This is a genomic window from Streptomyces sp., from assembly GCF_035563135.1.
Lineage (GTDB): Bacteria > Actinomycetota > Actinomycetes > Streptomycetales > Streptomycetaceae > Streptomyces.
The window spans coordinates 1-11,434 of record NZ_DATMVN010000062.1 but is presented as its reverse complement, the minus strand read 5'-3'; the positions used below and the strand labels follow the sequence as shown (position 1 = coordinate 11,434).

The following is an 11,434-nucleotide window of genomic DNA, read 5'->3' as shown; positions in this document are numbered from 1 at the left end:
GTCCAAGTCGGCGAACTCGGGAAAGGTGCGGTCGGGGACGTACATCGACGTCACCACCTGAGCGCCGGGAAAAGTCCGCGCGAGCTCCACCGTGACGCGCTCTGCCCCCCCTCGCTGGGTGAGGTAGTCGTGAGCGACAACGATCTTCACGCTGCACCCCTACGGGCGGCCGTCAGATCCTCGTAGAGGGCCACGACGAGAGGGCCGATGGCTTCGGACGTGAAGTCCCGGGCACGCCGGAGTCCATTGTCGCTCAGTCGTTTGCGCAGCTCGATGTCGCCGGAGAGTCGCTCCAGCAACTCCACCAGCCGGTCGACATCCCCCGCCGGGTACAGCAGCCCGTTCACGCCGTTCGTGACGATCTCACTGGGGCCACCGCCCTCGGTGGCGACGACCGGCACGCCCGCAGCCATTCCTTCAACAAGGACCTGTCCGAACGGTTCCGGCACCGTGGAGGCGTGCACGAGCACGTCCATCGACCTCAATACCGCGAAGACATCCCGTACGTGCCCCAGGAACTCGACCCGGTCCTCGAGGCCGAGTGCCCCGACCTCAGCTCGGACCTCCTTCTCGTAGTCGTCCTCACCGAACATGGCAGAACCTACGAGAAGGAGTCGGGAGCCGTCGGGCAGTTCGGCGCGGCCGAAGGCACGCACGCTCTCCCGTTGTCCTTTCCACGGCGCGAACCGGCCGACCATCCCGACGGTCAACGCCGATCCACGGCCGATTCCCGCCACAGCAGAACGCCGGTCGGCCGGCGAACGCCCGTCCTCGTCGCTGCCGCTGAGCGGGCTGGGTACCACTGCCGCTCGCGCCCGCAACCGTTTTGGGAGGGTGGCAAGGGTCGCCTCGCTGTTGCAGATGACGCGGGAGGGCAGGAGAGCCAGCGCTGTCTGCACGGCCAGGATTGCCGGTCGAGGAAGGTAGTCGGCTGCCAGCCGGTCACGGAGGTGCCAGACGCTGGGCACCCCGGCCAGCCTGGCGGCCAGACAACCGTAGAACCCCGACTTCAGGCTGTTGGTGTGGACCAGGTCGACGTTCGCCGTGGTGATCAGCCGGCGAAGGTGCAGCGCATAGCGCAGGACCGACCGGAGATGTCGGCCCGCGATCAGCGGGTTGACCAGGCGCTCTTTGCGGACGTCGCGGGTGGTACTCGAGAGCGGCACCACGGTGACAGGGATCCCGAGGTCCTCCAGGTGATCCACGAAGGGACCCTCCTCACCCACCACGACCAGAGGATCGACCGCCTCTCGCAGGGCGGGGATGAGCCGCGACAGCGCGAGCTCGCCGCCGGACAGTTGCGCGGTGTGGTCCACATACAGGACTCGCAATCGGGACACCGCACCTCCTCAGCCACCGCAGATACCACGCCGCCAACCCACGCAGCGACGGACCGGCTTCCCTAATGCACAGCACACGTCCGAGAAAGGAACCGCAACCCGTCGGGCGAAGCCGCGCCTCGGCGAGGTATTGCAGCATAGGATCCCGGTACTGTGCGCCCGTGGCGGACGTCCGGCAGCGTGCTGGCTCGTCGCTCGCCGCCGTGGGCGGCGCCGTCCGGCTGGTTGCCACAGCCAGCCCCGGGCAGTTCGCCATTGCAGCCGGACTGCAGCTGCTGAGTGCGCTCGCTGCCACGTCGCTGGTCTATGCCGCGAAGCTCACCCTCGATGCGCTGCTCGGCCAGCAGCGGATCAACGGCGCAGTGATCGCGGCGCTGGCCGTGCTGGCGCTCGCTACCGCGATCAAGGGCGCCTCGGGGAGCCTCCAGGGCCAGCAGCAACGACTGCTGGGTGAGGACGTCAGCACGGCGACCTGGCGGGAGCTCCTGGCCGTGATGGGGCGGGTCGACCTGCAGTTGATGGACTCGCCAAGCTTCGTGGCCAAGGCCGAGCGTATCCAAAACCATGCGTTCTACCGCCCTCTCGACATCGCCACGTCCACATTGTCGCTGCTGGGGTCGGCGGTGACCGTCGTAGCCCTCACCGTGGCGGTTCTGGCGATCGAGCCGTTGCTGGTGCCTGTGCTCTTGCTCGCCGGACTGCCCAGCATCTTCCTGTCCCGCCGCGTCGGAGCTCTCGAACTCGGATTCGTCGAGCGCTGGCACGCGACCTTTCGCCTGCGGCAGTACCACCGGCGGCTGCTCACCGGCCAGAGCTTCGCCAAGGAGGTTCGGACCTTCCAGACACAGCCCGAGATCGAGGCCCGTCATCTGCGGCTTTCCGAGAGTTACCGGGCGGGCCTGGCTCAGCACGTCCGCCGCAGACAATTCTACGGAGCGGCGAACGCCCTCATCACCGGTCTTTTCCTGGCTTTCGCGCTCGCCGTCATCGTCTGGCTGGTATCGGCAGGGCGAATGGATCTGGCCGGCGCCGGAGCGGCCGTACTCGCGGTACGTCTGCTCAGTGGCTCACTGGACGGCGTCTTCTCGTCCGTCGGGAAGATTCTCGAAGCGAGCGCCTTCTTCGCCGAACTGCAGGAGTTCTTGAAGGCGACGCCGGTTCCTTCCACCCCCGAGCCGGCAGCGCTGTCCCTGAGGGAGGGCGTCAGACTTCGAGGTGTCGGGTTCCGGTACCCGGAGACGGAGCGCGACGTCCTCACTGGCGTCGACCTCGACATAGCGCCGGGGCAGTTCGTCGCTCTCGTGGGGGAGAACGGCTCGGGCAAGACAACGCTCGCCAAGCTCGTCTCGGGTCTCTACGCGCCGACGAAGGGAGTTCTCGTCTGGGACGGGCAACCGGCCGACGACGAACTGCGCCGTGCCGTCCGGCGTTCGGTGAGTGCGATCTACCAGGACTTCGTCCAGTACGACCTGTCCGCTGCCGACAACGTCGCGATGGACCCGTCTATGAGCCGGTCGAGCATCGAGGCGGCGATGCGGGCCGCGCGCATCTACGACGCCGTGAGTCGGCTCCCACAAGGGCCCGACACAGTCCTGGGTCGGACGTTCGAGGGCGCCGTCGAGCTGTCCGGCGGCCAGTGGCAGCGGATGGCCCTCGCCCGAGCGCTCGTCCGATCTGCCCCATTGCTCGTGCTCGACGAGCCGAGTTCGGCCTTGGACCCGCGCACCGAGCACGAGCTGTTCTCCGATCTTCGCTCTCTCGCCGAAGGCAGGACAATCCTGTTGGTCTCTCACCGGTACGCGAACCTTCACTTGGCCGACTGCATCGTCGTCCTCCAGGAGGGGCGCGTCGTCGAACAAGGGACTCACGAGCAGTTGATGGTGCAGCAAGGGCTCTACGCCCAGCTGTACCAGTTGCAGGCGGGCTCATACCGGTCCGTCTGACGGACGGAGCAGGCACGCTGGCTGGCTGGCGAGACCGAGAACTCAGCGAGTCGCCATCCAGACTGGCTGCCACCATGGCGACCGCAGCGGGCTCGGTCGTCAGGTGTCGCTGACGGACGCACCGGCAGCGGCAGCGGCAGCAACCCAGCGCCGGCGGTCGACAGAGTCTCCGGCGGGCGTCCGCAGGACGGACACATCCACCGAGTCGTCGAGGTTCGTGACTCGACGGCGCCCGGCCGCCGTGGAGGCGCGCACGAGCTCGGCCACGCTCCGCGCCGTTGTCGACCGGGTTGCACCGAAGAACAGCCGTCCGGTGCGCCGCCCGGTCTCCGTTCCGAGCGGAGGTACGCGCCGGGAGACAACGGTCGCGGCGACCGTCCATGGGGACGGCCGTCCCAGGCGTCGCACCAACGAGCGCAGCCCGGGATCGACGTGCTGCGACGCGCGCGCGGCCATCGTCTGCACCGCGAGCACCGCACCGGCCCGGCGGGCCGTCACAGCTACCTCGGCTACCGAAAGGTCCGACCACCGAAGCGCCTGCTGCAGGTCCAGCAGCCATTGCAGCCGGTGCCCTCCAGACAGCGCCGCGTGCAACGCCAGGTGCACCACGGTGTCGTCGGGCCGCAGGGTGGGGACCACGAGCCCGTCGATGTCGACCGTCGTTCGCCGCTCCACCATCGCGGCGACGTCCAGGAAGAACTGCGCCCGGATCGACGCCTCGTTCAGCAGGTGCCAGTGCAGGTCGAGCGTGGTGTTCATCGGGGTGCGGAGGCTGATCTCGCCGCGGCCGGAGTCGGCAATCAGCTGCCAGTTGCGGTCAACCACTTCGAAATGCGCGGCCTCCAGCGCGTCCAGCGCCGGCCCCAGGTCGGCCGGGTGGACCAGGACGTCGAGGTCGGAATAGGGGCGGACGGACGGCCGACGATAGATGATGTCCGCGAGCACCACGCCCTTGACGACGACCCACCGCACCCCCGTGCCAGCGAACGCGGATTGGACCGCCCGGATCTCAACGAGGGACCGCAGATGTGTCGCCATCCCGACGTAGGGCCAGTCGCCTGCGCCCTTTGGTAAGGGACGGCCGGATAGGGCGAGGTGGTCCAGGATGACGGGCAGCACCCGCGCTTGTGCGGCCACGGCCAGCCAAGTCCCTCCGGGCGGGGGCTCGGGACACGCTGTGTCGAGCGCGTAGCTGCGGACGGCGTCGAGGACGAAGGTTGCGTCGTCCGGCCTCCCCCCGCCTGCCATCACCCCCGGAGTAAAGCAGCCAAGCAGCCGTGCCGATGGATGTGGGGACGAGCGTCCCCCGGCCGCCGATCGAAGAGCCGTCCAGGTAGCAGCGGGCTCGGGACCCAGTGCTGCACCTGCTCATACAGAGTCGGTCACCAGAGGATGAACAAGGCGCGAGACCCTGCCGGATCCAAGTACCGGACGGTAGGTTCCGCGGCGTGCGCCCCCGCAGTATGCCTCTGACCAGCGCCTGGCTTCCGCGATGAGCGGCCCCGCCTTCGCATTTCCCGAGTCCGTCCTCGCCCGCGAGGTCTCCGGGGAGATGGTCCTCCTCGATCTGCAACGCGAGGAGTACTACGGGCTTGATCGAGTGGGTGCTGACATGGTGATCCGCCTGACCCAGCAACCTCGCGACCAGGCCGTGGCTGCGCTCTGCCAGGTCTACGAGGTGGCCCCGGATGTTTTGACTGCAGATCTCGAGCGCCTGGTCGACCAACTTCTCGACGCCGGGCTGCTCGTACGCACCCAGACGCAGTGAACGGGAGTCCGGACGTCGACGTGCGGGTGCACCAGGTGCGTCCGGTGGCAGTGCCCACCACCGACCCGGTCGAGGGGCTTCGGGCCGACGGGACGACCTGGCGCCGGGCGTGGTCACTGCCCGACCGGCTGGTGCTGGATTTCGACGGGATCGCCGCCTTGGAGGCGAGCGACGACGGCACCGTGACCGTCGACAGGCCGCTCACGCCCGAGATGGAGCAGCATTTGCTCATCGACCACATCCTGCCGCTGCTCCTTGCCCGCCGCGGGGCGCTGGTCGTGCACGGCGCCGTGCTGGAGCTCGGGGGCCGGGCGGTCGTGCTGATCGGCGCCTCGGGGACCGGGAAGTCCACGCTCTCAGCACACGCCTGGCAGCAGGGGTGGACGCTCGGCGGCGACGACGGCGCCGTCCTGGACGTCCAGGAGGGAGCGGTCTCGGTGACCTCGACGCACTCGACCCTTCGCCTCACCCCCGAGGCAGCTGCCCTCGTTGGGATCCCCGCCGAGGAGGGGGCCGCGGCAGTGGGCAAGCGGCGCCTTCGGACCATGAGATCCGGCCTGCCCCACCGTCACGGTCCAGCGGCGCTTCACCTGGTCGCCGAGGTCCAGCCGGCCCCTGTGGGGTCAGTCGCGGACTTCACCCCGCTCACCGGGGTGGCCGCACACGCCGCGCTGTTCGGCTGCACCTTCCACGCAGACTTGGCCCGGGGCCAGCTTCTACGAAGCGTCGTCAACAGTCTGGGTACGGTGGTCGAAGCCGTCTCGGTCGGACGACTTTCAGTCCCCCGGGGACGTGCCGGGCTGGCCTCGGCCGAGGCCGTTCTGAGGAGGGAGGTGTCGACGTGACAAGCCTCCTCCGGCGCATGCAGGCCCTCGCCCGGCGTCGGCGCCCGGTGTCCGCCGCTGAGCTAGCCGCCTTTCTCGATGCTCTCCGCGGCCCGCAGCGGATCAGCGCGCTCCGAGCCCTCGTCGACGGTCCGGTTGTGACTGTCACGCTCGAGCGCCATGGCCTGCGGCCATTGGTCCGCGACCGGTCCGACCTTCCATCCGCGGATCCGGATGAGGCCCGGCGGGTGTCCGCGGCGGTCGATGCCGGCCTCGGTGTCCTGCCGGTCAAGGCCACGTGCCTGCGCCGATCGGTGACTCTTCTGCGCGAGCTCAACCGTCAGGAACGGAGCGCAACACTGCACATCGGGGTTAGGCCCGGACCCGGCGGCATCGAGGCGCACGCGTGGCTGCAGGCCGGCGACGAGGTCCTCAACGACGACCCTGACCTGACCGCCACCTACACCGGGCTCGCCGCCGGCGAGGCCGAACGTCTCCTTCCAAGGTTCGCGTGACTTTCGTTCTCTCCACTGCCGCCGGCGCTCAGGCGGTCACCGACCTCCGGGCGTCACTCGGGGAGCGGGTTGCCCACGGTGAAGTCGCCTGGATCGAGCACGCCGGACAGGCGGTCGCTTGGGACACCACGAACGGGTTCATCACCAGCAGCGACGACGGCGACGTCCTCGTCGTGCTCGACGGCCTGCTGCACGAACTGTTCGACGACGAGCGGTCGCAGGCCGACCTGCTGCGCCGGCGCTACCGCCAGCGCGGAACGGACCTCGCGGTGGACTTACTCGGCGACTTCGTAGCGGTCGTTCTCGACCGGCGCCGTCGCACCCTCTTGGTCGCCCGGGATCCGATCGGCGTTCGGCCCTGGTATCAGGCAACGTCCGGTCGGCGGCACAGCGGCGCCACTGATCAGGCCACGCTGTGCACTCTTCCCTGGGTGGACACGGGCGTCGACGAGCGGATGGCGCTGGCCTACGTCGCGTTCGCCTCCCGCAGCACTGGACCAACGTTTCACCGGGGGATCGAGACGCTCCCCCCCGGTCACACCTGGGTGAATACACCGGACGGTTCGTCGGTCCGGCGGCACCACTCCTGGCGCATCGACTTGGCCCCCCGGATCACGTGGGCGGATGCCATCGACCGCTGCCGTGAGCTCGTGGACGAGGCGGTGCGCTCCAGGCTCCGAGTGGCCGGCTCCTCGAGCAGTGAACTCAGCGGCGGCCTCGACTCCTCCAGCATCGTCGGCACTGCTGTCCTTCTGGGACAACCGCCACTCGTCGGCAGGTTGCTCTTCGAGGGACGCAGTGCCGATGAGAGGACGTACTCGGACGCGGTCATCGAGCACTGGGATTTGGCTGCCCTGTCCATCCGCCCGTGGATACCGTCCCTGGACGAACTCACCGCGTTGACGATCGGCTGGCGACGGCCGGTCCCCGACGCAAACTTCACGATGTTCGCCGATCTCTATCGGGCCTTCGCCGAGGTCGGCCACCGGTACACCATGACCGGCCTCGGGGGCGATGACATCTTCATCGCCATGTCTTACGAGACCAGGGTCTTGAGTGCCGTGCGACAAGGGCAATGGGGAGTGCTCTCCACGCTTATGCGCACGTCCCTGCGGCATCCGCGTCACGCCTGGACCCAGACGTGGCGTCCGACGCTTCGCCGTCTCACGCCGCGGGCTCGGCCACGGGCTCCGCGATATATCTCCCAGCAGGCTATCGCGCGACACGACCTAGGTGCGCACTTCACCTGGCCACCGCGGCTGACCGGTGTTCCCGCAGTGGACGAGCGCGCGGTCAACCTGACGACCGGTCACACGGCCTTCATCCTCGAGTTGCGTGCGCTCGTCACGGACCTCACCGCGTCTCGGAACACCCACCCACTCTTGGACCCTCGTGTGATCGAGGGGCTCTACGGGTTGGACCCGTGGCTACCCGTCCGTGACGGACACGGACGCGCACTCGAGTCTGCGGCCTTCGTCGACCGCCTTCCCCCGGCGGTGGCCAATCGACGCTCGAAGGCGGAGTTCTCGGAAGTGTTCTGGCCTCAGACGCTCACCGCCGAGGTGTTGGAGCGGGTGACGAGCGGACCATTGGTGGAACGTGGATGGCTGGACCTCGGGGGGTTCCAGAACATCCTGAACGGCGCGCGGGAAGGACGGGCGTGGGCTGCCCTTCCCCTCTCGCGCGCCGTCGAGGTGGACCGCTGGTTACGTCAGCCGGAGACCTGAGCCGACGACGAAGTAGCGCCTCATTAACCCTTTGTCTTGGGGCCACCCGCACCAGTGGAGCTGCCCGTGCCATTGGGGTTGCCCTGACCGCCACCCTGGTTGTTGTCGCTCGGCGTGCCCTTGGCGTTCTGGTTGTCGTAGATGCCGCCGTCGGGATTGCTGCCGTTCTGGCCGAGCGTCAGATACGAGAGCGAGCCGAGGCTGCTGAGCTGGGGGCTGGAGTACTGCATGGTGGTCTCCTGAGTTTCGCCTAGGGATTCACGGTGAACCACACCATGCCCACCAAGGCGCTGACTAGCGCTTTCACCCCTCGCAAGCCTGTAGGACTGGAAGATCGGGGATGTCGTCACCGATCAGTACTTGAAGGTTCACTCAGAGATTTACAGGAGGCATGCTCTCAGTAGCGGGATCCTCACTCATTTCGCATAGTGGCCGCTGAGTCGTCCTCCGTTGGGGTAAGGCCGTCGAGAAAGCGGCTGGCTTGGAGGGTGAAGAGTTCGGCGTACAGGCCACCGGCCCTCATGAGAGAGGCGTGGTTCCCCTGCTCGACGACTCGACCTCCTGAGAGCACGTAGATGCGGTCGGCCATGCGCACTGTAGAGAAGCGGTGCGATATGAGCAGCACTGTCCGGCCCGCGAACAGCGCCCGGATGCGCTGGAAGAGGTCGTGCTCCGCGCGGGCGTCCAGCGATGCGGACGGCTCGTCGAGGATGACGAAAGGGACCTCCCTGGCGAACGCGCGAGCCAGAGCCACGCGCTGCCATTGCCCGAGCGAGAGATCGGAGCCGCCAGCGAACTCCTTGCTCAGCGGAGTGTTGTACCCCCCCGGCAGCGTGATGAGGAAGTCGTCGGCGTTCGCCTGCCGGGCTGCCGCACGCACTTCCTGCTCGTCGATATCGGCATCTGGACGCCCGAGCGCGATGTTGTCGTGGGCGGAAAACTTGTAACGAACGAAGTCCTGGAAGACCACGGCGATCCGCTGACGGACGCTGTCGGGCTCGAACGCATGGATGTCGACGCCGTCCCAGGTGACCGACCCCGAGTCTGGTTCGTACAGATTGGCCAGGAGCTTGGACAGCGTGGTCTTGCCACTGCCGTTCTCACCGACGAGGGCCACAACCTCGCCACGGCGGAGCTCGATGGAGACCCCGTCGAGCGACGGCCGCGAGGCTCGCGGGTAGGTGAAGCTGACGTCGGAGACGGCGATCCGGTCGAAACGCTCCGGAGCCGGCCGACCAGCTCTCTCGCTGGCCTGCGATCGCCGCTCTAGAAAGCTCGCGAGGTCGCGGAGGAACAACGCCGACTCGAAGATCGAGCTCGCGCCTGCAGCCGCTCCGCTCACCCGGCCGCCGAGCAACCGGACGGCGATGAGCGCCGCCCCGGCCGAAGCGACGTCAAGCTGGCCCTGATCGACCAGGAGGAGCGCCAAGAGCAAGGTGCCCGCAGTGAATGCGGCCGCCGAGGTATTGCCGATCAACGCCAGCCTGCGGCGACGGCGCATGTGCACCTCGAGGTCGCCGAGGTAGTCGGCGAAGTTGGTCTCCCACCGGCGGCGCAGGGCGCCCGGGAGGGAGAACGCACGAACCTCCTTGGCTTCCTCGCGGCGGGTCAGCACCGTCTCCAGATATAGCCGCGCCCGCAGGCTGGGAGTTTGCGCGACGGAGAAGTCGAATTCGTAGCGCCCTGAAAGGCGCGAGGTCAGAAACAGCGGTACCCCGGAGATCAGGAGCACCGGGAGGAGCGCCGGGGCCAAGGTGAGGACGGCGACGCCTCCGGCGATCACTCCCAGCGAGTCACTGACCACTATCACCAGCGCCTGTACGACGATGCGTGTCTGCTGCGCGGCGTTGGCCTGGACCCGTTGTGCCTGGTCGTAGAACGCGGGGTCCTCGAAGGCCTCGAGCCGGACCTGCTGGGAGACGTCAAGCAGCTGCCGCCACACCTCGCGGGAGACGAGTTCACCGAGAACGCGTTGCTGCAGGTTGGCGAGGGTGCTGACGATGGTGGTCGCGGCCGTAACCAGAGCTACGAGGATGACAGGCAGCACGGCCGGTGCCACGGAGCCACCGGTACGGCCAATCTGCAGCACCGCGGACAGCACCCGGTCGATCAGCAGGACCTGGAGGAACAGCGAGAGGGACGTGACGACCGAGATGCCGAGCACGACGACAGTCCGTCCTGGACTGGCCCGCCACGTGAGCCGGATCGCGGACCGCAGCAACCGCGGAAGCTCACGCACGGACTTACGCCGACCCTTGGCCTCCGCAGCCATCCGCACCACGTCGACCACGTCTCACCTCTCCCCGCTGCCAGCTGGTGCGGGCAGCGCCGGCCGGGGCCCCCGCCTTCACGCAGGTCCAGGCGGAGTGTCCCACGAACACACCTCGAAACCGCCCGGCCTGGCATGGGCTGCACTCGGATGAGCGGTCCGAGCGACGGGCTCGTGGGCAGCCGGGACTCACCGGCCTCGGTGACGTTCCGCCCGGGTGACGAGTGACCGGGGTCAGTCCTGCATATGCGGCCAGATGGCCTGCGGGGGAAGGCGCTGCCCGTCGCGATTTCTTGCAGGATGCGGCTGCGATTCCACCTCCGATGCCGGGCATCGAGGTCCGGACTTCGGCAAAGGGTAGGCATCAAAGGATCCTTTTCCCCTCGGCGGCGATTGCCCGCCGCTGGGCCAGCACCTGTGCCAGGGGGTGGCCAGGCGGAGCAACACCTTTCCCGCCGCGGCGCTGCCGAGCACCACCACCGTCTGCTCGGCCAAGGCGGCGAGCAGATCGGCGACCAACTGCTCGCCGGCGCGCGGGGCGGCCAGCCCGCCGAACCGGGTCAACAGTTCCAGTACGCCGGTGGCACTGATGAGCCAACCGGAGGTGGCGGATCTGCCGGTCACGGCCAAGAAGGGGACTGCCCGACTCCGGTTGACCCCGTGTGCACAGCGTGACCCTCACCCGCGGGGGCTCTGCGGCCGTGTGGATCAGGACTCGCGTTCCGGCCGACCGGCACGAATGGTGGCCGTCACGGACAGGCGGTAACGGGGGCACTCACAGCGGGAACATTCGGTCCCCCTGCGGTAGTGCATGTGAACCGGCTTCGGATGCCCGCATCTGCACACCGCAGGAGGGACGCACGCGCCGAACACGGCCCGCATCGGGTCGGTCATCGGGCTTCGGGCATCAGCCCGGAGACGTGGTCACGGCTGAAGATGGCAGGCATGACCGGACCTCCCGGGCGAAGAGCACCATCGGCGCAGCTGGTTACGCGGGGCGATCGGACGCTCACCGAAACTCAACCCCCGCATGTGACCGGTAGGGGTC

Annotated in this window: 11 protein-coding genes; 5 read left to right on the top strand and 6 right to left on the bottom strand. The window is 68.2% G+C overall.

Annotated elements, in window-relative coordinates:
• Positions 1-146 precede the first annotated feature (146 nt).
• Positions 147-1,340, bottom strand: a complete 1,194-nt coding sequence (locus VN520_RS02700; protein ID WP_325745195.1) for a glycosyltransferase — start codon at positions 1,338-1,340, stop codon at positions 147-149.
• Positions 1,341-1,501: 161 nt separating this feature from the next.
• Between VN520_RS02700 and VN520_RS02695 the strand changes: the two genes are divergently transcribed.
• On the top strand, positions 1,502-3,283 hold the full coding sequence (locus tag VN520_RS02695; RefSeq protein WP_325745194.1) for an ABC transporter ATP-binding protein: 1,782 nt from the start codon (positions 1,502-1,504) through the stop codon (positions 3,281-3,283).
• Between the two features lie 99 nt (positions 3,284-3,382).
• On the opposite strand, the gene VN520_RS02690 is transcribed toward VN520_RS02695, so the two are convergent.
• Positions 3,383-4,531: a nucleotidyltransferase family protein gene (locus tag VN520_RS02690; RefSeq protein WP_414719755.1), complete on the bottom strand. Its 1,149-nt coding sequence runs from the start codon at positions 4,529-4,531 to the stop codon at positions 3,383-3,385.
• Positions 4,532-4,775: 244 nt separating this feature from the next.
• Between VN520_RS02690 and VN520_RS02685 the strand changes: the two genes are divergently transcribed.
• Genes VN520_RS02685 through VN520_RS02670 form a run of 4 tightly spaced genes read left to right on the top strand, consistent with a single transcriptional unit; the run spans position 4,776 to position 8,117 of the window.
• Positions 4,776-5,051, top strand: coding sequence for a PqqD family protein (locus tag VN520_RS02685; protein WP_325745193.1), 276 nt, complete (start codon positions 4,776-4,778; stop codon positions 5,049-5,051).
• Between the two features lie 44 nt (positions 5,052-5,095).
• Positions 5,096-5,896 (top strand): hypothetical protein, encoded by an 801-nt coding sequence (locus tag VN520_RS02680; protein WP_325745192.1) that lies wholly within the window; start codon positions 5,096-5,098, stop codon positions 5,894-5,896.
• 17 nt (positions 5,897-5,913) lie between these two features.
• Positions 5,914-6,390, top strand: a complete 477-nt coding sequence (locus tag VN520_RS02675) for a lasso peptide biosynthesis B2 protein (protein WP_325745191.1) — start codon at positions 5,914-5,916, stop codon at positions 6,388-6,390.
• Positions 6,387-8,117: an asparagine synthase-related protein gene (locus VN520_RS02670; RefSeq protein ID WP_325745190.1), complete on the top strand. Its 1,731-nt coding sequence runs from the start codon at positions 6,387-6,389 to the stop codon at positions 8,115-8,117. The genes VN520_RS02675 and VN520_RS02670 overlap by 4 nt, the downstream gene beginning before the upstream one ends.
• 23 nt (positions 8,118-8,140) lie before the next feature.
• Here the strand turns inward: VN520_RS02670 and VN520_RS02665 are convergent, their stop codons facing one another.
• The 4 genes from VN520_RS02665 to VN520_RS02655 form a co-directional block, all read right to left on the bottom strand.
• The gene (locus VN520_RS02665) at positions 8,141-8,347 is read right to left on the bottom strand and encodes a hypothetical protein (protein ID WP_325745189.1); all 207 of its coding nucleotides are present in this window, start codon (positions 8,345-8,347) and stop codon (positions 8,141-8,143) included.
• A 182-nt stretch (positions 8,348-8,529) separates the two neighbouring features.
• The gene (locus VN520_RS02660) at positions 8,530-10,407 is read right to left on the bottom strand and encodes an ABC transporter ATP-binding protein (RefSeq protein WP_325745188.1); all 1,878 of its coding nucleotides are present in this window, start codon (positions 10,405-10,407) and stop codon (positions 8,530-8,532) included.
• The gene (locus VN520_RS39525; RefSeq protein ID WP_414719754.1) at positions 10,361-10,720 is read right to left on the bottom strand and encodes a hypothetical protein; all 360 of its coding nucleotides are present in this window, start codon (positions 10,718-10,720) and stop codon (positions 10,361-10,363) included. The genes VN520_RS02660 and VN520_RS39525 overlap by 47 nt, the downstream gene beginning before the upstream one ends.
• A complete protein-coding gene (locus tag VN520_RS02655) occupies positions 10,621-11,010 on the bottom strand; it encodes a hypothetical protein (RefSeq protein ID WP_325745187.1) in 390 nt (129 codons plus the stop codon). The genes VN520_RS39525 and VN520_RS02655 overlap by 100 nt, the downstream gene beginning before the upstream one ends.
• Positions 11,011-11,434 lie beyond the last annotated feature (424 nt).